The 24,685-nt window shown below is 71.6% G+C and carries 14 protein-coding genes; 13 read left to right on the forward strand and 1 reads right to left on the reverse strand.

Going from position 1 to position 24,685, the window contains the following annotated elements:
* Positions 1–119 precede the first annotated feature (119 nt).
* The 5 genes from pglW (at position 120) to pglX (ending at position 12,002) form a co-directional block, all read left to right on the forward strand.
* Positions 120–4,583: a BREX system serine/threonine kinase PglW gene (pglW, locus tag ACZ619_RS15470; RefSeq protein ID WP_469598828.1), complete on the forward strand. Its 4,464-nt coding sequence runs from the start codon at positions 120–122 to the stop codon at positions 4,581–4,583.
* Between the two features lie 77 nt (positions 4,584–4,660).
* Positions 4,661–5,155, forward strand: a complete 495-nt coding sequence (locus ACZ619_RS15475; RefSeq protein WP_403367919.1) for a hypothetical protein — start codon at positions 4,661–4,663, stop codon at positions 5,153–5,155.
* Positions 5,152–6,594 (forward strand): KGGVGR-motif variant AAA ATPase, encoded by a 1,443-nt coding sequence (locus ACZ619_RS15480; protein WP_469598830.1) that lies wholly within the window; start codon positions 5,152–5,154, stop codon positions 6,592–6,594. Before ACZ619_RS15475 ends, ACZ619_RS15480 begins: the two co-directional genes overlap by 4 nt.
* Positions 6,591–8,075 carry a hypothetical protein gene (locus ACZ619_RS15485; RefSeq protein ID WP_403367916.1) on the forward strand — a complete coding sequence of 495 codons (1,485 nt, stop codon included), beginning with the start codon at positions 6,591–6,593 and terminating at the stop codon, positions 8,073–8,075. Before ACZ619_RS15480 ends, ACZ619_RS15485 begins: the two co-directional genes overlap by 4 nt.
* A gap of 141 nt (positions 8,076–8,216) precedes the next feature.
* On the forward strand, positions 8,217–12,002 hold the full coding sequence (pglX, locus tag ACZ619_RS15490) for a BREX-2 system adenine-specific DNA-methyltransferase PglX (RefSeq protein ID WP_469598832.1): 3,786 nt from the start codon (positions 8,217–8,219) through the stop codon (positions 12,000–12,002).
* Between the two features lie 50 nt (positions 12,003–12,052).
* Here the strand turns inward: pglX and ACZ619_RS15495 are convergent, their stop codons facing one another.
* Entirely contained in the window at positions 12,053–12,310 is a 258-nt protein-coding gene (locus ACZ619_RS15495; protein WP_469598834.1) for a winged helix-turn-helix domain-containing protein, read from the reverse strand.
* A gap of 152 nt (positions 12,311–12,462) precedes the next feature.
* Here ACZ619_RS15495 and ACZ619_RS15500 point away from each other — a divergent pair, with 152 nt between their 5' ends.
* From ACZ619_RS15500 to ACZ619_RS15535, 8 genes are all read left to right on the forward strand, one after another.
* A complete protein-coding gene (locus ACZ619_RS15500) occupies positions 12,463–12,831 on the forward strand; it encodes a hypothetical protein (RefSeq protein ID WP_469598836.1) in 369 nt (122 codons plus the stop codon).
* Entirely contained in the window at positions 12,828–13,217 is a 390-nt protein-coding gene (locus tag ACZ619_RS15505) for a hypothetical protein (protein ID WP_469598838.1), read from the forward strand. The genes ACZ619_RS15500 and ACZ619_RS15505 overlap by 4 nt, the downstream gene beginning before the upstream one ends.
* A 29-nt stretch (positions 13,218–13,246) precedes the next feature.
* Positions 13,247–13,594, forward strand: a complete 348-nt coding sequence (locus ACZ619_RS15510) for a DUF6247 family protein (protein ID WP_403367907.1) — start codon at positions 13,247–13,249, stop codon at positions 13,592–13,594.
* Complete coding sequence (locus ACZ619_RS15515) at positions 13,591–13,917, forward strand: hypothetical protein (RefSeq protein ID WP_403367906.1); 327 nt, start codon at positions 13,591–13,593, stop codon at positions 13,915–13,917. The genes ACZ619_RS15510 and ACZ619_RS15515 overlap by 4 nt, the downstream gene beginning before the upstream one ends.
* Before the next feature lie 205 nt (positions 13,918–14,122).
* Positions 14,123–18,169: a BREX-2 system ATPase PglY family protein gene (locus tag ACZ619_RS15520; protein ID WP_469598840.1), complete on the forward strand. Its 4,047-nt coding sequence runs from the start codon at positions 14,123–14,125 to the stop codon at positions 18,167–18,169.
* A complete protein-coding gene (gene pglZ, locus ACZ619_RS15525) occupies positions 18,169–20,982 on the forward strand; it encodes a BREX-2 system phosphatase PglZ (RefSeq protein ID WP_469598842.1) in 2,814 nt (937 codons plus the stop codon). The genes ACZ619_RS15520 and pglZ overlap by 1 nt, the downstream gene beginning before the upstream one ends.
* Complete coding sequence (brxD, locus tag ACZ619_RS15530) at positions 20,979–22,370, forward strand: BREX system ATP-binding protein BrxD (protein ID WP_469598844.1); 1,392 nt, start codon at positions 20,979–20,981, stop codon at positions 22,368–22,370. Before pglZ ends, brxD begins: the two co-directional genes overlap by 4 nt.
* Positions 22,367–24,523, forward strand: a complete 2,157-nt coding sequence (locus ACZ619_RS15535) for a DEAD/DEAH box helicase (protein ID WP_469598846.1) — start codon at positions 22,367–22,369, stop codon at positions 24,521–24,523. The genes brxD and ACZ619_RS15535 overlap by 4 nt, the downstream gene beginning before the upstream one ends.
* Positions 24,524–24,685 lie beyond the last annotated feature (162 nt).

The raw sequence follows: 24,685 nt of genomic DNA on the forward strand, positions 1-24,685 counted from the left end.
ACGGCGACCACGGGGTACGACGGGGAGGCATCCCCGCCGCGCCCCCTCCGTCGGTGTCACCGAGTACTGTTTCTTGTCCTGCCCCACCGCACCCGACGTCAGTTCCAGGAGGTCTCCCGGTGGCATCTGCCGAGCGGCCGTCCCACCCGAAGCCGGGCCCGCCGCCCCGCCGGGTCCGCTGGTTCCAGCCCCGGCGCTCCGGTTTCTCGTGGGAACAGGAGGGCCTGGACCACGTTCGGAACCTGATGCCGGACGCCGAGCCGTACCGTGCGTGGGCGACGTTCCAGTTCACCGGCCCGTCCGGCCGGGTCAACGAGTGCGACCTGCTGATCGCCGTGCCCGGCGGGCTGTACCTGCTGGAGCTGAAGGGCCACCCCGGGCGGCTGGTGAACCACAGCGACACCTGGCAGTTCCACGCGGAGCGGGTCCGCACGATCAAGAACCCTCTGCATCTGACCGATCTCAAGGCCAAGGAACTCAAGGGCCAACTGGAGCGGGCCGCCCGCGCGATGGACGCGGACCCCCGCCGGGTGCCCTTCATCAGGCCGGCGGTGTTCCTGCACAGTCCCGATCTCGTGAGCGGGCTCGACGACATCCAGCGGACCTCGGTCTTCGGACGCAACGACGGCGGCAGCGGACTGCCGGGGGTCTGGGACGCCCTGCTGGCCCTGCCCCCCGAGCGCGAGGGCTGGCGCGTCACCCAGGAGAAGGTGCAGTTCCTCGAAACGCTCATGAAGCGGATCGGCGTCAGCCACTCGACGGCGCACCTGCGCTTCGGCGACGGCTGGCACCTTGAACCGCGGGCGCTGGACGCCGGCCCCGGTTGGGAGGACCGCCTCGCCGAACGGGACGACAGCCTGGCCCGGGAACACGGCCGCGTACGGATCTACCTGGTCAGCGAGGCCGCCTCGGTACAACAGCGACGGGCGGTGGACCGGGCCGCACTGCGCGAGTACCAGGTCCTCCAGGGCATCAACCACCGCGGCATCGTGCAGGCCGTCCAGATCAGCGAGCATGTCAGCGGCCCGGCCATCCTGTTCCGCCACCGCGCCTCGGACCTGCGGCTGGACGCCTACCTCGACGCGTACGGCGGCCGGCTGACCCCGGAGATCCGCCTGGACCTGGTGCGGCAGCTCGCCGAAGCCGTCCGCTACGCCCACGACCGCTCCCTCTACCACCGTGCCCTGTCCGCCCGCTCGGTCTACGTCTCGACGCGGGAGGACGGCTCCTCACCGGTGCTGCGGATCGCCGACTGGCAGACCGCCGCCCGGGACTTCGAGACCAGCCTGCACCGCTCGCTGGGAGACACCCCCCTCGACGCCGGCCTGATCGCCGATGTGGCCCAGGTGTACCTCGCGCCCGAAACGGACCAGGAGTTCGCCGACCCGGTCGACCTGGACGTGTTCGGTCTGGGCAGTCTCGCCTACCTCCTCCTCACCGGGCGCCCGCCGGCCGACCGGCGCAGCGCCCTGGTCGACCGGCTGGCCGCCGAACAGGGACTGCACCCGTACGCGGTGACGGACGGCGTTTCGGCCGCCCTGGACGACCTGGTCTTCCAGGCCACGCGGACCGACCCCCAGTACCGGCTGCCGTCGGCCGAGGAGTTCCTGCGCCTCCTCGACGCGGCGGAGGCCGACGCCGCGGCCCCGGAGCCGGCCGGCGCGGCGGTCCCGGACCCGCTCACGGTCCAGCCGGGCCAGTCGCTCGGTGACACCTGGTCGGTCGCCCGGGTGCTGGGCACCGGCGCGACCGCCCGCGCGCTCCTGGTCCGGCACACCGGGGAGGAACCGGACGGGGGAGCGGACTCCTCCCCGCGTGTCTTCAAGATCGCTCTGGACCACGAGAAGGACGCCCGCCTGTACGCGGAGGCGAGGGCGCTGCGGGAGGTCGGCGGCGGGCACGTCGTGAAGCTGCTGGCCGAGCCGCGGGAGCTGGGCGGCCGCACGGTTCTGGAGATCGAGTACGCGGGTGGTTTCCGATCGCCCGCGGACCGGGACCCGGTCAGCCTGGGCTCCCGGCTGCGCGGGGTGGGCGCGCTGGGATACGGCCAGCTGGAGCGCTTCGGCAACGACCTCTTCGCCGCCCTGGACAGCCTCGCCGCACGCGGCGTACGGCACCGCGACATCAAGCCGGACAACCTGGGCCTGTTCAAGCGCAGCGACGGGTCCTGGCAGCTGATGCTGTTCGACTTCTCCCTGGCCGACGCACCGGACCAGGACCTGCACGCCGGCACGCGCGGCTACCTCGACCCGTTCCTCGGCGGCAGCCGCCGCGAGCGCTACGACGACCATGCCGAGTGGTACGCCGCCGCGGTCACCCTGCACGAGATGGCCTCCGGGGTCCGTCCTGTGTGGGGTGACGGACAACAGGACCCGCGCACCGTCCCGGACGCCAAGCTGTACGTCGCCGAGGAGCTGTTCGAGGCGTCGCTGAGCGAGGGCCTGACCGCTTTCTTCGAGCGTGCGCTGCACCGTGACGTGGAGCAGCGCTACGACAGCCTGCGCGACCTGCAGGAGGCATGGCGCGGGGTCTTCCGCAAGGCTGACAAGGCCCCCCCGGCCACCACGCCCGCCACCGTCGGCCTGACCGCGGAGGACATCGAGGACGCCCGTGATCAGGCGGCCGGCGCCGCGGACCTGGACACCCCGCTGGAGGCGGCGGGTCTGTCGCCGCGTGCCGTGTCCGTGGCGGCCGGGCTCGGCGCGTCGGACGTGAAGGCCCTGCTGGAGATTCCGCCGCACACGATCTCCCGGGCGCGGGGGGCCGGCAACCTGATCCGCAAGGAGCTCAACCGGCGTCACCGCCAGTGGAGCCGGGCGCTGCGCGAGCGCTCCGCCGTGCGCAGGCCGGTGGTGGTGCCTGCGGACGCTCCCGAGGAGGTGCTGGAGTCGGTGGAGGTGCTCGCCGCCCGGCTCGCCCCCGCCGACGGCAAGCGTCGTACGCCGCGCCCCGACGTCGTGCGCACCACGCTCCAGCTGCCCGACGGTGTGCCTCTGGAGCCGTGGCCCGCCCAGCCCGCGATCGCGGGGGCGCTCGGCGTCACCCAGACCACCGTCTCCAAGCACCACGCGGCCGCGGTCGAACAGTGGGCGGCGCTGCCCTGGCTGACCCGGATCCGCAGCGAGCTGGTCGCCATACTGTCCGAGCAGGGCAGGGTGATGACCGCGCGGGAACTGGCCGGCGAGCTGCGCGCCCGGCACGGCGCGGCGGACGAGGACGAGGCCGCCGACAGTCTGGCCCAGGCGCTCGCCGTGGTGCGGGCGGCGGCGGACACCGAGGCGCGCAAGCGGGATGAGGACACCGCCGGCGACGAACCCCCCGCCCGGCTCGGCATCCTGCGCCGCGGCGGCCGGGTGGTGTTGGCCCTGGAGGACCAGCCCGGCTCCCATGATCCGACGCCCGCCGAACTCGCCGACTACGCCGCCTCCCTGGGAGCGGCGGCCACGAGGCTGGCCGACCGTGACCCGCTGCCGGGCCGGGCGACGGTGCTGCGCGAGCTGCGCGCGGTGCCCGTGCCCGACGGCATGGCGTCGATGGCGGACACCAGGCTCGTGGACCTGGCGGCGGAGATGGCGGGCGGCGTGGGGGTCTCGCCACGTCTGGAGCTGTTCCCGCTCGGTCTCGGTCTGGACCGCGCGCTGCGCATCTCGCAGGCCCCGGCGGGGGTGCGCGCGGACAGCGGGGTGAGCGCCGAGGACCTGGTGTCCCGGGTCCGGTCGCGCTTCCCCGGTCTGACGGTTCTGGCGGACACCACGTATGTGGAGCTGGAAGAGGCCCTGGCGCGGACCGACTTCACGCTGGACTACGACCACGAACGCAGACGGTTCGTACCCCGGCCTCGCGAGGAGGACGGCACCCGGGTCACCCGGCCGGCGGTGTCGGCGCTGACCAGCACCGGCGGTCTGATCGCGGCGGCGCAGAGCGAGCTGGCGCTCGGCCGTGACCCTCGCCGGCTGCTCGCCGCCCGTCTGACGGCAGCGCGCCGGCGCGGCGGGTTCGTCGCCCTCACCGTCAAGGGGACCGCACTGCCCGGTGTGGCGGAGCGGCTGGCGGAGCGCTTCGAGGTCGTACCGGTGTCGCTGGACGGGCTGTTCCTGGACGTGCTGCGGGGACTGGCCGCGGAACAGGGCGTCCCCTGGCAGGCGTTGTTGCGGGCGGACGCCTCGCTGACCGACTCCGGCACGATCGGGACGGGCCTCGCGTCCTACACGCGGGCGGCGTCCGAGCGGGTCGTCGCCCGGGCCGCGGAGCTGGCGGAGCGGGCCGGGCCGCGGACGGTGCTCCTGGCCCACGAGAGCACGCTGGTGGCCCGCTACTGGACGTCCGGGGGCCGTGAGGCCCTGGTCGCGCTCCAGGAGGCCGCCCGGCTGCCGTCGAGCGCCCCGCACGGCCTGTGGCTGCTCGTGCCCATGGAGGATCCGGAGGTCTCACCGACGCTGGACGGCCGTACGGTGGACATTCCGGACCGGGCGAGCGAGTGGGTGTTCCTGGGCGGGCTGTTCCTGAAGGAACTGGAGGGGCAGGACGGCCGCACACCGGCTGAATTCCGCGGCGGAGGAGCCGGCTTGAAGGTGACAGGCTGACAACGGCCGCCCGCGAAGCCCGCCTTGGCCCACGGGTTTCCCTACCCCCCTCCGGTGAACCGTCTTAGGATCACCGCGTGCCGCAGCTCACCCAGGAAGACCACTTCGCCTCCGCCGCCCAGCGGCACTTCCGCGACGCGGACTTCCTCCGGGACGACGGCCGGCTGCCCGCGGCGGACCACCTGTACGGCTTCGCGGCGGAGTGCGCGACGAAGTGCCTGCTGCTGCACTTCACCGAGGTGAGCATGGGTCCCAGACCGGGTGAGGCGAAGCCGTCGTCCAAGCCGTGGGCCGAGCATCCGGACCACCCGGGGGACCCCGACCGGATCATCGAGTTCGGCCATGTCAACGAGCTGATCAGGGACATCTCCCTGCTCGCGCACGGCCGCCTCGGGGCACAGTTGCAGGCGGTGATCGAGAACGACCTGAAGGTCTTCAAGAGGTGGCACGTGAAGTTCCGCTACTTCGACGGCGGTTACGCCCAGTCCGACGTGGTGGACAAGCGCCGGACGGCCGCGCGCAACATACTCGTCAGGCACCAGAACGCCCTGCTCGACGGAAAGCTCACATGACGCCCTCCCCCGATGTCCCGGTCCGCTTCGACGAGGCACGCGACCACGCGGTCCGGGCCGCCCGCGCCGTCACCGGACACGGCTTCGACGTGGTCCTGGTCCGGGACGTACGCGGCCGTTTCTCCCTCGTAGTCGACGACACCGGCAGGGAGCGGGAGGCGGACCGCCTCCTGGACTCCTGGGAGGCGGAGTTCACCGGTGGCCTCGGCCGGTACCGGTCGGAGCAGCCGGTGGTGCGGGCGTCGCGGATGTTCTCCGCCGAGGCCGTCCTGCACTCCCGCCGCGCGGTGCCCGACGTCACCGGGCCGGCGGCCGGGGGCGCGGGCTCGGTCCGTGTCCTGGACAACACCGTGGTCGGCGAGGACTGGACCAGGGTGAGCGCGCCCGACCCCGGTGCGGGCCGGAGCCGCAGCCACCGCACCGCGGTGTACGGCTTCAAGGGCGGGGTCGGCCGGACGACGGCCACCGCGGTCCTGGCCCGGCACCTCGCCGACCGGGGCCATGCCGTCCTGGTGGTCGACCTCGACCTGGAGTCACCGGGCGCCGGCCCTCTGCTCGCGGGCCGCCACCTGTCCCGCCACGGCGTCGTGGACCACCTGGTGGAATCCGCGGTGGGCAACGCCGAGGGTCTGGAGTGCGTGACCCGCGCCGCCTACAGTCCGCGTGGCCGTTACGGCGAACTGTGGGTGGCGCCCGCCCGCGGACAGGGCACGCCGGGCACGCCCTACACGTACGTCGACAAGCTGAACCGGGTCTACGCCGAGCTGCCCGACGCCACCTTCGGGCAGCGCCTGGACCAGGCGATCGGCGCCTGCGAGGACATGATCGAACGGGACGGCGACTCGGGACGGCGGCCCGATGTCGTCCTGCTGGACAGCCGGGCCGGAATCCACGACATCGCCGCCGTGACGATCTCCCAACTGTGCGACAACGCACTGCTGTTCGGGGCGGACAACCAGCAGACCTGGGACGGCTACGGCGATCTGTTCACCGCCTGGCAGTCCGCCGGCCAGGCGTCCCGGATCCGCGAGAAGCTCCGCATGGTGGCGTCGATGGTCCCCGACTCGGTGCACTTCCCGATGGACGGCTACCTGAGGTCGTTCCGCGAGCACGCGTTCGCCGTCTGCTCCCTGCTCTACGACGAGGTGGCGCCGGGCGAGGTCGGCGGACCGGACGGCACGGACGACGACACGGCTTACGGGGCGTCCCCGTTCGCGCCCTCCCTGCACGACGTCTGGGCCCCGCACTCGCCCGTGCCGATCCTCTTCGACCAGGGCCTGGTGGGCATGGACTCGGTGAACGCGCCGGACTGGTGGGACCGGGCGTTCGTGCACGCCGCGTACCGTGACTTCCTGGCCGCCGTCACCCCGATGATCGAGGACGCCGTGTCCGGCCACGGGGAGCGGTCCGGCCACGGGCGGCAGGAGGGAACGCGATGACCGAGGTCCTGTCGGCGCACGACTACCGGGATCTGCTGTCGGCGGCACTGGGGCAGGCCATCGCGGCCGACACCCGCCGCCCCACCGCCCACACCCTCTTCACGCCCGACTCGCACCGGGACGCCCTCTACGTGGACAACGTGGTGGTGCGGGGCGGCCGGGGCGTCGGCAAGACGTTCTGGTACTGGTCCCTGCTCGACGAGGACCTGCGGGCCGTCGCCGCCCGGGAGTACCGCATCAACCGGCTGAACCGGCTCCGCGTCCACCCCGGCTACGGCCTGGAGCTGCGTTCCGAGGCGTACCCCGGCCCGATGGTCCTGGGCAGTCTGCTGGCGGCGGGCGAGGACCCGTACGACATCTGGTACACGGTCCTGCTGGCCGCGCTCGGCCTGCCGGACCTGCGCGAGCTGACCGAGTGGTCGGACCGGATCGCCTGGGTGCGCGCGCATCCCGGCCCGGCCGAGCGCACTCTCGAACAGGCCGACCGCGAGGCGTACGCCGAGAACGTCGTCCACCTGCTCCTCTTCGACGCCCTGGAGCACCTGCACCGCGACCGCCGCCAGGCTGACCGGCTGGTCGGCGGCATCCTGCGGCTGGCCCTGCGGATGCGGTTCGCCACCCGCAACATCCGGCTGAAGGTGTTCGTACGCCCCGACATGTTCGAGGCGGCCGGCCACCACTTCTCCGACGCCTCGAAGCTCTCCGCCTACGACGCCCGCCTGGAGTGGACCCACACCGACCTGTACGGCCTGCTCTTCCACTACCTGGGCAACGAGGACGAGGAGGGCAGCGAGGCGGCCCGCACCTTCCGCGAGCGGGTCACGGGCGGCTGGCTGCCGGAGGCCGGCGGCACCCGCCACGCCCCGCCACCGCTGTTGGTGGGCGACGCGGAGACGCAGCGGTCCGTCTTCGAGCAGATCGCGGACCCGCTCATGGGCAACAACGTCCGCAAGGGCAGGACCTACGACTGGCTGCCGAACCATCTCATGGACGGCCGCGGCCAGGTCAGCCCCCGGAGCTTCCTGGAGGCCCTGGCCACCGCGGCCCGCACCACCCGGGCGTCGTACCCGGCCCACGGGCGGGCCCTGCACCACGAGGCGATCCGCACAGGCGTCCAGCGAGCGTCGGTACGGCGCGTGGACGAGGTCAAGGACGACACCCCCTGGGTGCGGCTGGCCATAGAGCCGCTCGCCGAACAGCAGGTGCCGATCGCGGAGGCGACCGTGCTCAGCCTGTGGAAGAAGGCGGACCTGTCGGCCGCCCTGGCCCGGGAGAACGCGGAGTACGCCCAGGCCGACACCCCCGACCGGGTCCGCACCGGTCCGCGCGACCCCGACGACCTGCCTCGGCTGGTCACCGAACTGATCGAGCTGGGCGTGATGACGACGCCGCGCAGCGACGGCCGCCTGGACCTCCCGGACGTGTACCGGATCGCCTTCGGCCTGGGCCGCAAGGGGGGCGTACCGCGGGCGAAGGGGTAGGCGGGGACGCGCAGGGCGCTCTCTGTTCCGGGTGACGGGCTGGCAGGATGGCGATACGGGTGTGTAGCTGCACGCCTTACCGCCGTGGGGCTGCACGCAACTGGTCACGGCAGGTTCGTCGGGGATGGAGAGGTTCCGCCGGTGTCGTCTGAGGAAGCCCCTGAGGTACGGGGTGCGTCGCTGACCCGCGAGAAGTGGGAGGCGCTGCGCAAGGACCTCCAGAAGCAGGTCGCGCTGCTGGTGGACGACCTGCGGGAGCAGTCGGCGCGGGAGAGGTTCGACGCGCCTCTGCGCGGGGAGTACCAGGAGGCTCTGGAGTCGGAGCGGACCGCCGCGCACTACGAGAGCTGGCTGGAGGACCGCCTGGTCCAGATCGCCGCCGCGTGGGTGCTGGGGTGCGTGTTCGTGCGGTTCAGCGAGGACAACGACCTGATCCCCGAACCGTGGCTGTCCGGTCCCGGCCGGCGGCTGTCCGAGGCCCAGGACCGCCATGACGACCACTTCCGCGTCAACCCGGAGCACAACGACCGCGACTGGCTGCTGGCGTCCTTCAAGGCCCTCGCCGACGCCCACCCCACCGCCGGAGCCCTCTTCGACGAGCGGTACAACCCGCTGGGCGAGGTCGAACCCTCGTACACCGCCGCCCGGCGGCTGCTCGCCTTCTGGCGGGAGCGCGGCGCGGACGGCGAGGTCCGCTACGACTTCACCGACCCCGAACTGGACACCCGCTTCCTCGGCGACCTCTACCAGCACCTGTCCGAGTACGCCCGCAAGACCTACGCGCTCCTCCAGACCCCGGTCTTCGTCGAGGAGTTCATCCTTGACCTGACCCTGAACCCGGCACTGGAGGAGTTCGGCCTCGACCCGGTCTGGAAGCACCAGCCGGCCGGTTGGCGGGGCGAGGTGGACGACGAGGGCCAGGTCCGCGGTCTGCGCTGCATCGACCCCGCCTGCGGTTCCGGGCACTTCCTGCTGGGCATGTTCGAGCGGCTGCTGAAGCGGTGGCGGAAACTGGAGCCCGGCGCGGAGCCGTGGCAGCTCATCCGCCGTGCCTTGGAGTCCGTCCACGGTGCCGACAAGAACCCCTACGCGGTCTCCATCGCCCGCTTCCGCCTGCTGGTGGCCGCGCTGAAGGAGGGCGGCGAACGGGACCTGCGGCGCGCGCCGGGCTTGCCGGTACGGGTGGCGGTGGCGGACTCGCTGCTGCACGGGCGGGAGGCCGGACAGGGGGCGGGAGAGACCCTGGACGACGCCATACGGGGTGAGTCGTTCACCTACCGCACGGAAGACGTCAAGCAGTACGCGAACGAGGTGGACCTGCTGGGGAAGGGGTCGTACCACGTGGTGGTGGGGAACCCGCCTTACATCACGGTCAGGGACGATCAGGAGAACAAGAACTATCGGTTGGCCTACTGGGCCTGTTCGGGTAAGTACGCACTGTCGGTGCCATTCGCTCAACGTATCTTCGAGCTTGCGGTCAGGGCGGGCGGCAGCCACCGGGATGGCGGCTTCACAGGACAGATCACGGCCAATTCCTTCATGAAGCGAGAATTCGGCAAGGTCCTTATCGAATCATTCTTCCATGGCGGCCCATACAAGGATCCACAAACAAAACGGAAGGACAATTTCACAGGCGTCGACTTGACCCACGTAATTGACACATCGGGAGCCTACATCCCGGGTCACGGGACTCCGACCGTCATTCTGATAGGGCGACACCAGATGGCACGGCAGGCGGAACCAATCCGGGCCGTGCTGGGAATTCGAGGCGAAGCCAGCATTCCGGAGGAAGACGCGTTGGGTCCGGTGTGGGGGGCCATCACCGATCAGGTGAGCAAGCCCGGCAGCGAGTCGGAGTGGGTGAGCGTCGAGGATGCACAGCGGTCGAGGTTCGCCTCGTTTCCCTGGTCGCTCAGCGGCGGTGGCGCAGGGGCCGTGGTGGAAGCCATGGAAAGCCGAAGCGTGAGACCTCTCATGGACGTTATCAGCTCCACCGGTTTTCATGACATTCTCGGCGAGGACGACGTATTCGGCGCCACACGTCTGCCCACCCTCTGGAAGCGCCACGAGGTACAAAGCAAGACACTCGTGACGGGTGATGCGCTCAGGGATTGGAACACCAGCGCAGAAGCTGTAGTGATGTGGCCATATCGCGGCGAAATCGCCGACATCTCTCTGCAAAAAGGTGCACTCTTCTGGCCTTATCGAAGCAATTTGAGGGCAGGGCTTACTTTCGGCAAGACACGTGAGGCCCGAGGCATGGCCTGGCATGAACACATTATGCTGTCATGGGAGCGAACAAAGGCCTCTGCCCTCATTTCTTTCGCCTTCGTCACCACGCACAACCACTTCGTGCTGGACCGGGGCGGAAAGGTGTTCAACCGTTCCGCGCCGGTGATCAAATTGCCGGAGGGGGCGGGTGAGGAGCGGCATCTTGAGTTGCTGGGGGTGCTGAACTCTTCGTCGGCGTGTTTCTGGTTGAAGCAGGTCAGCCAGGGCAAAGGCGGCAGCGGCCTGGGACGCGGTGTACAGGACGAGGAGTGGGAGGAACGCTACGAGTTCACCGGCACCAAGCTCCAGGAGTTCCCCCTCCCCAAGGACCTCCCCCTCGCCCACGCCCGCGAACTGGACCACCTTGCACAGGAGTTGGCCCAGCACGACCCCTCCGCCGTCACCACAGCCGGAATCCCCACCCGCGCCGCCCTCGACGAGGCCGAGGCCGCCCAGGAGCGCATCCGCTCCCGCATGATCCTGCTCCAGGAGGAGTTGGACTGGACCGTCTACGGCGCCTACGGGCTGCTCACCGCCAAGGAGGTCGCCCGGACCACTCTGCCCGGTGACCCGGCCGCGCTGAGCGACGCCGACGTGCCGCCGGAACTACGGCTCGGGCAAAGGGCCTTCGAGATGGTGTTGAAGAGGAAGGTGGATGCCGGCGAGGCGGAGACCGCCTGGTTCGAGCGGCACGGGTCCACCGGGACCGCCGTGGCTGACGTTCCGGAAAAGTGGCCCGGCGCCTACCGGGAGGTCGTGCAGGCCCGGCTCGACATCATCGGGTCCAACAAGGACATCCGCCTCCTCGAACGCCCCGAGTACAAGCGCCGCTGGTCCACCGAGCCCTGGAAGAAGCGCGAGGCCGCCGCCCTGCGCGCCCGGCTGCTGGACGCCGCCGAGCGCGAGGAGCTGTGGTTCGAGGAGCGCGGCGAGTACACGTCGCCCCGCGCGCTCACCGTCTTCCAGCTCGCCGACGCCCTGCGCCACGACGAGGACGTGGAGGCGGTCCGGTCCCTCTACGCCACCGACCACCTCGGCAAGAGCGACGCCTCCCTGGCCACCGTCCTCACGGCTGTCATCGAGCCCGAGCACGTCCCCTGCCTCTCCGCCCTCCGCTACAAGGAGTCCGGCCTGCGCAAGCGCGCCCAGTGGGAGCGGGTGTGGGACGAGCAGCGGGAGGAGGACAAGACCGGTGAGCGCCTGGACATCAAGGTTCCTCCGAAGTACACGGGCGCGGACTTCGTGAAGCACTCGTACTGGTCCCACCGCGGCAAACTCGACGTGCCGAAGGAGCGGTTCATCTCCTACCCCGGCGCCTCCCCGGACGGCGACCCGTCCCTGCTGCTCGGCTGGGCCGGCTGGAACCACCGCGACCAGGCCGAGGCCCTGGTCAATCTCGTCAACGACCGCGAGAACGTGGACGGCTGGCCCAGGGCGGACCCACGGTTCGTCCCGCTGCTGGCCGGACTGCTGGAGGTCATGCCCTGGGTCCGCCAGTGGTACGACGAGTACGACGAGGAGTGGGGCGACAACCCCGCCCAGGAGTTCCAGTCCGCCCTGAACCGCGGCTTCGTCAACCACCACCTCTCGGAGTCCGACCTCCGCGACTGGCGCCCCGAGAGAAAGGGCGGGCGCAAGGCAACTGCCGCAGAGTAGTCGAGGCGACGCAACAGCACTGAGGGGGCCGCGCGGATCACGCGGCCCCCTCACGCATCCGGTTCGCCCTCTTCGGTGCCGCCATCGGATGGCAGTGCGTCGACCACGAAGGACCCCTTGTGCGGCAGGGTCTCGATGAGCCCGCGCTCCCTCAGGTCCTGCAACGCACGCCGAACGGTTCGGTCAGCGACGCCATAGACCTCCGCCAGCCTCGTGATGCTGGACAGTCCACCGCCAGGTGGAATGCGTCCCGATCTGATGTCTTCTTCGACAGCGCGTGCGATCCGCTGCCATTCGTACTCGGCCATGTCTACAGCTTGGCCTGGCACACCAGAGGCCGTTTCGGCAGACCATGGTGCACCGATGGCGTCCATGGCATACCGTGGTACACCGAAATGAGACCCCCGCGACGGGTGGAAGCCGTCCGGGGGCACGGCCAACGCTTCGAAGGAGCGTCGACATGCCCGACCTTATCCGCCGCCTCGCCCTCTGGCTGCGCCTCCTCCTCACCCCCGGCACCGGAAAACGCCGCCGCACCCGGCACCGCCCGCGCCCCACCGCCGTACCCCTCACCCTGACCGCACCAGCCTCCGAACCGCCCCCCGCGCGCCTCCCCCGCCACCGCTCCCCGTACGGCCTGGCCACCCCCCTCGACGGCACCGCCTCCCGCCTCGTCCGCCCCTACCTCCTCGCCCACGAACGTCACCTGGCCCACGAGCGGGAAACCGCCCTCCAGAAGCGCCGCCGACTCGCCCTCGTCCTCGCCGCCGACTACGGCATCGACCTCGACCGGCACCTCGTCGGCGCACCGGTGGGGGCCGCCGCATGACCACGCACCCGGCGCACCGCGCCCCCGTATCCCCCACCACCCTGCGCCTGCTGCCCTGGGCCTCTCCGGACGGCAAGCCCTGCTACCTGTCCACGGACGACGACGGCGGCTACCTCTCCCGCCTCGCCGACGACATGGAGGCCATGCAACTCTCCACCGCCGAGGACGTCCTCAGGCTCGCCCGCCCGATCCTGGACGACCCAGCCTCCCCGGACACCGAGATCCGCCGCGCCGCACTCCGCCTCGCCGAGTGCCTGACCGACGCCCTGCGCGTCGCCGAGTCCCGCCGCCGGCGACTGCCCACGCCCCGCACCACCGACCCCGACGACGGTGACCCCGTACAGGAACAGCCCGTACGGACCCCGGGGAGCGGACTATGGTCGTAAGCACGACGCGTCGAAGGAGCCCATCGGCCATGACCGCCCACGCCGCCGAACCGACACCGGCCGTCCCCCCCATGCCCGAGCGGAACCCGAAGGCGTTGCGGGAGGCGATCGTCCAGCACGCCCCGCAGCTCCTCCCCGGCTTCGACGAGCACTGGAGGTGGGCCGTCGCGGACGCGTACGACATCAGCACCGTGCCCGCGTTCCTGGCCCGCTGGTGGGGCGAGTACGCGATCGCACGTGACGCGGAACTCGACGCCCACATGAAGGATCTCTACCGTCGGGCGTCGGAGTCCACCGACATCGAAAAGGCGAAGGCGCTCCTCGAAGAGGTCTCCCACATCCGGCACCAGGTACGACGGCTGGAGCCGGGGCAGTGACAGACGAAGGATTCATGGGGCCGCCGTGGCAGATGGACTGGACCCTCAAGGCTCAGGCAGCCCGTGACTCGCTCCCCGAGCAGACGCGGAAGATCGTCGACGCCGCCCGGGCCGAACTGGTCACGGCCGATGATCCCTACTTCCGGGGTGTCGACAGGGACATCCATCTGCCCGAGGGAATGAAGGTTCAGCCTGTACGGTCCGACGAACCGAGAGGGCCCCGTGTCTTCCTCTTCGACGGCGGCCATGGATGGATGATCTACAGCTTCATCAGGCGCGTCGAGGACCCACAGATCATCGTGGACGAACTCTTCTGGCAGTGACGGGGAGCCGGTTCGCCGCCGCTGCTGAGTTCCCCTGCCCTCGGCCGTCCGCTCCGGCCCCGCACACCACCCCACCCGCCCCGCCCGAGCTGGCAGGATGGAGGGTGGCGTGCGGGGCCCGGTCGAGTGACCGGCCGGCTCCGCCGGGTAGCCGGCCGGACGGGCCGGGCGGGACTGCGGGACTCACGGGGAGCTGGAGCGACGGATGGCCAGGGGCGGCGGCAAGGTCGTACTGAGGGACGTTCTCGACATCAAGGAGGACGCCCACGCCGGCGACTTCAAGATCGCCCTGTCCCAGGGGTTCGGCGCCGACTCGGCCGGGTCGGTGGCGGACTACGTCGTCACCGAACAGCTCGCCAAGGAGTTCGACAAGGCGCTGCGGCTGGTCCGCGCCGCCGTGCGGAAGAACACCTCCTACGCCGCCTACCTGCACGGATCGTTCGGCGCCGGTAAGAGCCACTTCCTGACCGTGCTGCACGCCGTCCTCAACGGCGACACCGCGGTCCGCGGCAAGCCCCGGCTGCGCGAGGTGATCGCCGACCACCAGGACTGGCTGCCCGGCCGGAAGTTCCTCATGGTGCCCTACCACCTGGTGGGCGCCGCCAACCTGGAGTCCGCGCTGCTCGGCGGCTACGTCCGGACCGTCCGCGAGCTGGAGCCGGCCGCGTCCACCCCCTCGGTGTTCAAGTCGGACGCCCTGCTCGCCGACGCCCGCGCGCTGCGGGAGTCACTGGGCGACGAGGCGTTCGTACGGCTGCTGCCGTCCGCGCAGGTCACGCCCGCTGCCCCGGGCGACGGACTCGCCCCCATCGCCGCCGCGCCCGCGAGCGGCGACGGGCTGGCGCCCATCGGCGCCGTCGCCGCCACCCCGTGGACGAAGGAGGAGCTGGACCGCGCGTTCTCCGCCCCCGCCGGGGACGGCACCCGCGAGCGCCTGGTCACCGCGCTCATCAGCGGCCCCATGAAGGCGTACGCGGCCGGCGCGGCCGGCGGCGCCGACGCGTACGTGTCGCTGGACGACGGCCTCAGCGAGATCAGCAGGCACGCCCGCAGCATCGGCTACGACGGGGTGGTCCTCTTCCTCGACGAGCTGATCCTCTGGCTCCAGGCCCGGATGCGGGAGCGTACCTGGGTCAACGAGGAGATCCAGAAGCTCGTCAAACTGATCGAGTCCGGCAACGCCGACCGGCCCGTGCCGATCGTCTCCTTCATCTCCCGCCAGCGCGACCTGTCCCAGCTCGTCGGCAAGGACATCCTCGGCTCCGACGTGCAGAACATGGAACACGCGCTGGAGTACCTGAAGGAGCGCTTCACCGTCATCAACCTGGAGGACCGCAACCTCCCCGAGATCATCACGGAACGGGTGCTCAAGCCGAGGGAGGGGCAGGAAGACGTCCTGCGCGCCGCCTTCCGCGGCGTCGACACCTCCAACCAGCAGGTCAAGGACATCCTGCTGGACGACGCGGGGGCCACCCAGGCCGACTGGGACGACTTCCGCGCCGTCTACCCCCTCTCGCCCGCCCTGCTGAACGTCCTGGTGGCGCTCTCCGGGGCGCTCCAGCGCGAACGCAGCGGCCTGAAACTCGTCCAGCAGCTGCTGGAGAGGAACGCCGACACCCCGCTCGGCAAGCTGATCCCGCTCGGCGACCTGTGGGACGTCCTCGTCGACGGCACCGGCGCCGCCTTCACCGACCAGCTCGCCCACGAGTCCGACGCGGCCGAGAAGTTCTACACCAAGGCACGCGAGGTCCTGCTGAAGAAATACGGCCGCGACGAGACCCACGCGGACTTCCTCGCCGACGACCGCTTCGTGAAGACGCTGCTGCTCGCCGCGCTCGCCCCCGACGTGCCGGCGCTGCGACGGCTCACCGGCGCCCGCCTCGCCGCCCTCAACCACGGCTCCGTGCACTCGCGGACCGTGCCCGTCGGCCACAAGGTCGTCGAACGCATGAAGGCCCTCCAGGGCGAGTTCCCCACCGAGGTGCGCAGCGAGGGCGACACCGACCCCGTCTTCTCCCTGCACCTGTCCGACCTGGACATCGAGCCGCTGCTGAAGGCCGTGGAGGGCGAGGACAAGGACGGGCCCCGCCGGATGTGGGTGAAGGACCGGATGTGGGAACTCCTCGGCGTCACCGAGGGGGGGTTCGTCGACCGGCGGGACATCGTCTGGCGGGGTACCAAGCGGACCGTCGAGTTCGTCTTCGGCAATGTGGCCGACGCCCGCCGACTCCCCGACGAGCAGTTCGTCCCCAGCACCCAGGGCACCGTCCGGTTCGTCGTCGACTACCCCTTCGACGAGGACCACAACCGCTACCCCACCTTCGACTACCAGCGGTTCCAGAAACTGAAGGAGAACGTCACCGCCCCCACCCTGGTGTGGCTGCCCGACTTCTTCTCCGAACAGCGCAAGGCCCAGCTCGGACAGCTCGTCCGGATCACCTTCCTGCTGGAACGCAACCGGCTCGACGAGTTCACCGGCAACTACGGCCCCGACGACCGGGCCAGGATCCGGCGCCAGCTGGAGGTCGGCCGCGACACCCTGACCGGCACCCTCGCCGACGCGCTCGGCGAGGTGTACGGCATCGCCGCGCCGACCGAGGGCACCCTCTCCGCCGGAGTGGTCGACGGCCGCCATGTGCTCTCCCTCCAGCCGGAGTTCGCCCGGCCGGAACCCGAGGGCGGCAAGACCTTCTCGGACAACGTCCAGCATCTGGCCGACGGCGTGTTCGGCGCGCTGTACGACAAGCACCCCGACTTCGGCCCCGACCGTGCCGGCCGGCGCACGGCCGTCACCACGACCGAACTGCGCACCACCCTGGAGTGGATCACCCGCGCCATGGACGAGGAGGGCCGCGTCGAGGTCGACGACCGCCATCTGTTCACGGTCAAGCGGATCGTGGAACCGCTGGAACTCGGCACCGTCCACGACGGCCCGCTGGTGCTGCGCGCCGACTGGCGCACCCGCATCAACCAGGCCGCCGCCCAGAACGGCCAACGCGACCTGCTGAGTGTCGAGGACATCCGCCGCTGGATCACCCAGAAACCCCTGGAGTACGCCGGCCTCGACACCCACGTCGTCAACCTCCTCATCGCCGCCTACGCCCTCCTCGACGACCGTGCCTGGGTCAACGTCGCGGGACAGGAGGTCCCGGCACCCGACCTGGCGGCGATCGGACCGGGCTGGTCCCTGCGCGCCCAGCCACTGCCCGACAAGGACGTGTACGAGACCGCCCGCGACCAGGCCGCACGCCTCTTCGGCGTCCCCTCCAAACCGCACCCGTACGCGCGCAACGTCAACAGCCTCGCCGCCGGCGTGAACGCCAAGGTCGCCCGGGGGGAGGAGCACGTCCCGGCACTGCGGACCACGCTGGAACGCCACAAGGACCTGCTCGGACTGGACGGCGACGCGCCCCGCGCGGTGGTGCTGCGCGAGGCCGCCAAACTGCTGGAGCGGCTGAGCCGGCACGACAAGGACGCGACCGCCCTGGTCGAGGAGCTGGCCCGGGTGTCGCACGAGACCCCCGCCCGGGAACTGGCCCACGCCATCGACGGCGCCGAGGGCGTCCTGGAAGCCCTGGATGCCACCGACTGGCGGCTGCTGACCAGCGTCCACGGGCTGCGGGACCGCGACGACAGCGTGGGCGACCGCGCCGGACGCCTCCTCGACCGGATCGCCGAGACGGCCCGCGCCTCCGAGTTCGAACGGGCCCTGGCGCCCGTACTGGAAGCGGTACCGGAGACCGCCATGGCCATCCTCGACGCGGCGCTGCGCACCGAGCGGTCGGCGCCGCTTCCTCCGCAGCAGCCCGCGCCCGGCCCGGAACAGATCCCGCTCTCCCAGCACGGCACTCCGCCCGTGCCGTCACGGCCCGGCACCGAACCCGGACCGGGCGGGGAGGGCGAACCCGCCACCAGGCCGGGAACACGGCAGACACCGGGCTCCGAACCGTCCGGCGGCGCGACGGAAGCGGTCACGCCGGCCGCGCCCCCCACCCGCAGGCTCATCGAGGTGGGAGGCGGCGGACTGGAAGCACTGCTCAGCACCGAGCTGGCGGCCGTACGGCGGGAGATCGAGGAATTCCGCGCCCAGCATCCTCACACGGCGGTGGAGATCTTCTGGCGTGCCGTCGACGGCACAGGCGCAGACACCGGCCGGAACCCGGCCGACGAGGACGACCGCCCGGCGACCGGGAGCGCGCACCCGGCCGACAGCGACGGCCGCGCGGGCGGCGCACCCGGGGGTGAGCGCTGATGGCCGCGCGCAGCGTCACCGGCCGTCGTCCCGTCGTCGGCCGGCGCGCCGTCGAGGTGCTGCTCCAGACCCATCTGCCGAAAGCGAAGGGCAAGCGCCTCGTCCTGGTCGACGCCGCCTACGAGGACCGGGGCCGGGAATCCGAGTTCACCGTCCGGGTCGAGGGCACGAGCCACCGGGTCCGGATCTCCGACCACGACTCACTGCTCGGCGTCACGGACGCCTGGCGCCGACATCGCGGCGACACCGGCCCGGACGACGCGACCGTTCTGGTGATCACCGGGCAGGTGCCCGCCGAACAGTACGGCTGGGACCTGCGCGCCCACGCCGTGCAGTGCCGCCCGCTGTCCGTCGACCGGGCCGACATCGTCAAGCAACTGTTCGGCGCGACCGACCTGGACAGCCGCATGTCCGGCGAACGCTGGCTGCTCGACGCGCTGCTGGAGGCCGAACCGGTGGACGGCGGCTGGCCGCGTGCCGGTGCCGTCCTGACCCGCGACCGCGCGGTACGGGCCCTGCTGGCGCGCCGGCTCCGGCTCGGCGACACCACCTCCGACACCCTGGACCTCGACGCCGACACGCTCTTCACCTGGTCCCGTACACCCCACGGCCCCGCGTCCTACGCCGCGCTGCCCGCCGCCGAGCGGGACGGGATCGCCGCATGGCTCACCCGGGCCGTGGGGCCCGCCGCCCCCACCCTGATGGCCCTGGCCGCCGACGGCCGCGGCCGGGACGCGCTGCCGCTCGGAGCACTCGCGTCCGCGACGCTGTCCGCCACCGCCCCCGAAGCCGCGGGTTTCGCACTGGGCACCCTCTTCGGCCCTGCCCTGGCCTCCTTCGAGGCGCTGCGGCCCTTCGCCGACGCCGCGACCGGAGTGCTCAGCCGCTGGATCGCGCAGGCCGAAAGCAGTGGTTCCCAGCGCGACGACGCGAGCCAACGGGTGCTCGCCGTGCTCGACGACGCCGACCGGCTCGCCGACGACGCGCGGCTCGGCCCCCTGCTCGGCGCCGACCGGCTGCTCCCCTCCGGCTACCGGGCCAGGCTGCGCACCCTCGCCGGCCTCCTCGACGGACCGGTGGGCCCCGCCGACGCCGCCCTGCGGGAGCTGATCGAGCATCAGCTCCGCTCCGTCAAGGCCGATTCCACCGAGACGGCCCGCACCGCCGTACGCCTCGTGCGCTGGCTGCACACCCCTCTGCCGCCGACCGGGTCCGTGGACCGGGCCGTTCGGTCCCACATGGCGTCGTCCGGGTGGACCGACCTCGCGGTGGCCGTGCTGGCCGAAGGCGAGGACTCGCGGGACCCGGTGGTCGCCGGTGCCTACGAGCGGCTCATAAGGGTCGTACGAGCCCGCCGGGCCCAGCTGGACGAGGCCTTCGCCCGGCGGCTGGCGGTATGGGCAGAAGGCGCCTCCCAGCAGGCTCCCGGCGGGGCCCTGCTCATCGAGGACGTCCTCGCGGAAGCGGTCGCGCCCTTCGCCCGGGGCGGCGGCCGGCCACTGCTGCTCGTCCTGGACGGGATGAGCGCGGACGTGGCGGTCCAGCTCGCCGGTCAGCTCGACCCGCGTGCCTGGACCGAGGTGGTGCCCCGGCCCCGGGCGGGAGAGGAGCCCGTGCGGCAGGCCGCTGTGGCGATGCTGCCGTCGGTGACGAAGATCAGCCGTACTTCGCTGCTGTGCGGCCGGCCCGAGGAAGGCGGGCAGGACAAGGAACGCGCCGGGTTCACCGCCTTCTGGAAGAAGCGACTGCGTGACCGCGACGCCCAGCTCTTCCACAAGGGCGGATACGAAGGGCCTCCCGGTCACCGGCTGGCCCCCGAGCTGCTGCGGGCCCTGGCGTCCGACGACATCGTCGCCGTCGTCGTCAACACCATCGACGACCTCCTGGACGACGGCCGTGAGGGCATCGCCCAGGGACGCTGGCGGCTCGACGACATCGCGAAACTGCCGTACCTGCTGAACGCCGCCCGCGACTACGGCAGGCCCGTCGTCCTCGTCTCCGACCACGGGCACGTCCTCGACCGCACCCCTCGCGGACACCAGCAGACCGTCGCCGAAGACGTGCAGGGCGCGCGGTGGCGCACCGGGACCCCCGCAGACGGCGAGATCGCCGTCCACGGCCCCCGGGTGCGCCCGCGCGGCGCCCGGATCGTCCTGCCCTGGCGGGAGGACATCCGTTACAAGGCCCGGCAGGCCGGATACCACGGCGGCGCCTCGCTGGCCGAGGTCACCGTTCCGGTGATCACGCTGGTCCCGTCCGGCGACCTGGTCCCCGAAGGCTGGACTCTGCTGCCGGCCGAGGGTGTGGCACCGCCCTGGTGGCACGGCGACCCTGACACGACCACGGCGAAACCCGCGGCCAACGAGGCCGCGGCACCCACCCCCGTGATCTCGCGGACCCCCCCACCGCCCCCTGCCGGGCCGCCCGCGCCCGCCGTCGGGGAGGACGAGACCCCTGTCCCGTCGGCAGGGCCGGCCCCGGAGGGCCTCGGCAGCCGGATCGTCGGCTCCGACCCGTACAAGGCGCAGCGGGAGTTCGTCCGCGGCATCCAGGACGCCAAGGGCGACCGCGCCGTCGCCGCCGCGCTCGACGCGCTGGTGACGGCGGGCGGGAAACTGTCCCCCGGCGCGGTCGCCGCCGCGGCACAGGCTGCGACCGGCCGGTCGCAGCGCAATCCCGAGCGCTTCGCCACCGTTCTGGAACGCCTCCTCAACATCGACGGCTACCCGGTGGTCCAGCTCGTGGAGTCCGGTCGCACCGTCCAGCTCAACAGGGCGCTCCTCGAAGAACAGTTCCTGGGAGACGGCACATGAGCACGCCGGCCTCGGCCGTGAGCACGGCACGACGGCGCGACGTCATCGACGCGTTGCGCCGCGGCACCGTCCCGCAAGCCGGGCTGGGCCTGCTCGCCGTGGGCCTCGACCGCTTCGAGACCGCTCTCGACGACGATCTGGCCACGGTCATCCGGGGCGGGGCGGCCTTCCACGCGCTGCGCGGTGAGTACGGCTCCGGTAAGACCTTCTTCGCCCGCTGGCTCGCCGAGCGCGCCAAGCGACGCGGCCTCGCCGTCAGCGAGGTACAGATCTCCGAGACCGAGACACCCCTGCACCGGCTGGAGACGGTCTACCGCAGACTCGTCGAACGCCTCGCCACAGCCACGCACCAGCCGTCCGCGCTCCGCGCCGTGGTCGACTCCTGGTTCTACGCCCTGGAGGAGGAGGTCCTCGCGGCCGGCGACATCGCCGACGACGACGAGGCGGCCCTCGCTCAGGCCGTGGACGACCTTCTGGAACAGCGGCTCACCGCCGTCGCCCGGACCACACCGGCGTTCTCCGCCGCCCTGCGCGGCTACCGGAAGGCCGTGGCACGGGGGGACGGCGCACAGGCCGAGGCATTGATCGCCTGGCTCGGCGGACAGCGCTCCGTGGCAGCCTCGGCCAAACGCGCCGCAGGCCTTCGGGGCGACCTCGACCATTTCGCCGCCCTCGGGTTCCTCCAGGGCCTGCTGACCGTACTGCGGGACTGCGGACACCCTGGGCTGCTGCTCGTCCTGGACGAGGTGGAGACCCTTCAGCGGGTGCGCTCCGACGTGCGGGAGAAGTCACTCAACGCCCTGCGCCAGCTCCTCGACGAGATCGACGCCGGCCGGTTCCCCGGCCTGTTCCTCGTCATCACCGGCACCCCCGCCTTCTACGACGGCCCGCAGGGCGTCCAGCGCCTCGCGCCGCTCGCCCAGCGACTGGCCACCGACTTCACCACCGCCCCCCGCTTCGACTCCCCCCGCGCGGTCCAGCTGCGCCTGCCCGGCTTCGACCTTCCGGCCCTCGGTGAACTGGGACGCAGGACAAGGGACCTGTACGCCGGTACCGCCCGCAACCCCGAACGCGTCACCGCGCGCGTCTGCGACACCTACCTCGACGAGCTGGCCCGCGCGGTCACCGGATCGCTCGGCGGCAAGGTCGGTATCGCCCCTCGTCTGTACCTGCGCAAGCTGGTCGCCGACGTCCTGGACCGGGTCGAGGAGTTCCCGGACTTCGATCCCCGGGCCCACTACGCCCTCACCGTGAGCGGTGCCGAACTCACCGAGACCGAGCGGAGCGCCGCGGCAGGCGCGGAGGGCATCGAGCTGGACCTGGACATCGACGACGACACCTACGACCGGGACGGCCCGGACGCCCCGCACGCCCGGGACAATTCATGACGGAGCCGGAGAGCCGGACGGACCAGCTCGACGTCCTCGACACCCTGGACCCGGTCCTCGGGCACCACATCGTGAACTCCCTCGGCTGGCGCTCCCTGCGTCCGCTCCAGGAAGCCGCCGTAGAACCCCTCCTCGGAGGCGAGGACGCCCTGCTGCTCGCCCCCACAGCCGGCGGGAAGACCGAGGCAGCCGTCTTTCCCCTGCTGACCCGCATGAACCGGCACGGCTGGAAGGGGACCAGCGTCCTCTACGTGTGCCCCCTCAAGGCCTTGCTCAACAACCTGGCGCCCAGGCTGCGCACCTACACGGAGTGGCTCGGCCGTACCGCCGAGCTGTGGCACGGGGACGTCACCACGCCGCGGCGGCGCCGCATCCTCGCCGACCGTCCCGATGTCGTCCTCACCACGCCCGAGTCCCTGGAATCCATGCTGGTGAGCACCCACGTCGACCACCGCGCCTTCTTCTCCGGGCTGCGTGCCGTGGTGGTCGACGAGGTGCACGCCTTCGCGGGCGACGACCGGGGCTGGCACCTCCTGGCCGTTCTGGAGCGCCTGAGCCGTGTCGCAGGACGCCCGCTGCAACGGGTTGGCCTGTCGGCCACCGTCGGCAATCCCGGCGAACTCCTGGCCTGGCTCCAGGGCTCCGGGCGCGGTCGCCGGGCCGGACGAGTGCTCGCACCGCCCACCGCAGGAACCGTGTCCACACCACCGCCCACGTCCACCGCGGACGTCGAGCTGGACTACGTGGGCTCGGTCTCCAATGCGGCCACGGTCATCGCCGCCCTGCACCGGGGCGAGAAGCGCCTGGTCTTCTGCGAGAGCCGTCGACTGGTCGAGGAACTGGGAGAGCAACTACGCCTCAGAGGGGTGACGACCTTCCTCTCCCACGCCTCCCTCTCCGTGGACGAGCGACGCAGGGCGGAGGAAGCCTTCGCCCAGGCCCGTGACTGCGTGATCGTCTCCACCAGCACTCTGGAACTCGGCATCGACGTGGGTGATCTGGACCGGGTCGTCCAAATCGACGCGCCGTCGACCGTGGCCTCGTTCCTCCAGCGTCTGGGCCGCACCGGACGCCGTCCCGGCACCACGCGCAACTGTCTCTTCCTCGCCCTCGACGACGCCGGGCTGCTTTCCTCTGCCGCCCTGCTCCTGCAGTGGTCCCGCGGCTGGGTGGAACCCGTCCTGGCCCCGCCCGAGCCCCGGCACCTGGTGGCGCAACAGCTGCTCGCCCTGTGCCTTCAGGAACACCGGGTGGGGCAGAACCTGTGGCAGGAATGGTGGGGAGGCGTGGGCCCGTTCGGAGCGGGCGCGGAGCCGGTCGTACGGCATCTCGTGGAAGAGGGATATCTGGAACAGGACGGAGATCTGCTCTTCATCGGCCCTGAGGCCGAACGCCGTTACGGCCGACGTCACTTCATGAACCTCACCGCGGTGTTCACCGCTCCGCCCGAGTTCACCGTGATGGCCGGCCGCACCGAAATCGGACGCACGGACCCGGACCTCCTCACCGAAGAGATCGCCGGTCCGCGCAAGCTGCTGCTGGCCGGACGCAGCTGGCTGGTGACGTACATCGACTGGCGTCGTCGACGCTGCTATGTGGAACCCGCCGACAGGGGCGGACGGGCCCGGTGGAACGGGTTCGGCGGTGAACGCCTGCGCTCGTTCGCCCTGACCCGCGCGGCCCGCGACATCCTGCTGGGCGACGCCCCTCCCGTACGGCTGACCACGCGGGCCACCGTCAGGCTCGCCGAGACCCGCGAGAAGCATGTGCACACCGTCCACCCGGGGGGAACGGTCGTCACCCGCCTCTCGGACGGCGACATCCGCTGGTGGACCTGGGCCGGGCACCGCGCCAACGCCACGCTGGCCGCCTCCCTGCCCTCCGTCGCGACCCCGCAGCGCCGCCTCGCGGACCACTGGATCCGCCTGCGCGACGATCTCACCCCCGCCCGCTGGAAAGCCGCTGTCGCGGACGCCTCGGCACGGCTGTGCCTTCCGGAGGTCGACGGGCGAGCGGTACGCGGCCTGAAGTTCGCCGAGGCGCTCCCTGCCAGGCTGGCCGAGGCCACACTCGCCGCACGCGCGGCGGATGAAGCCGGAGCACGCACGATGCTTGCCGAGCCGGTACGTCTGACCTCCCTCAACGCACTGTGATCCACGCCACCCGGCTGATCAACCGATGTCTGTGCAGCCGCCGTGACTTCAGCGCCTTGTGGGGTGCGTGGGTTCCGCCCACTGCGCCGACCAGCGCGAGGATCGGTGAACATCCGTCGTGTCAGGGGATCCGCGGGGGAGAGCGCCCCCTCACGAAACCCG

The sequence above is a fragment of the Streptomyces sp. NPDC104367 genome, assembly GCF_055583825.1.

Bases quoted from the DNA above. Each gene is read 5' to 3' on its own strand.
- ACZ619_RS15510 (WP_403367907.1), top strand. From the start codon at position 13,247: ATGACCGCCCACGCCGCCGAACCGACACCGGCCGTCCCCCCCATGCCC.
- ACZ619_RS15500 (WP_469598836.1), top strand. From the start codon at position 12,463: ATGCCCGACCTTATCCGCCGCCTCGCCCTCTGGCTGCGCCTCCTCCTC.
- ACZ619_RS15495 (WP_469598834.1), bottom strand. From the start codon at position 12,310: ATGGCCGAGTACGAATGGCAGCGGATCGCACGCGCTGTCGAAGAAGAC.
- ACZ619_RS15480 (WP_469598830.1), top strand. From the start codon at position 5,152: ATGACGCCCTCCCCCGATGTCCCGGTCCGCTTCGACGAGGCACGCGAC.
- ACZ619_RS15535 (WP_469598846.1), top strand. From the start codon at position 22,367: ATGACGGAGCCGGAGAGCCGGACGGACCAGCTCGACGTCCTCGACACC.
- ACZ619_RS15485 (WP_403367916.1), top strand. From the start codon at position 6,591: ATGACCGAGGTCCTGTCGGCGCACGACTACCGGGATCTGCTGTCGGCG.
- ACZ619_RS15505 (WP_469598838.1), top strand. From the start codon at position 12,828: ATGACCACGCACCCGGCGCACCGCGCCCCCGTATCCCCCACCACCCTG.
- pglZ (WP_469598842.1), top strand. From the start codon at position 18,169: ATGGCCGCGCGCAGCGTCACCGGCCGTCGTCCCGTCGTCGGCCGGCGC.
- brxD (WP_469598844.1), top strand. From the start codon at position 20,979: ATGAGCACGCCGGCCTCGGCCGTGAGCACGGCACGACGGCGCGACGTC.
- ACZ619_RS15520 (WP_469598840.1), top strand. From the start codon at position 14,123: ATGGCCAGGGGCGGCGGCAAGGTCGTACTGAGGGACGTTCTCGACATC.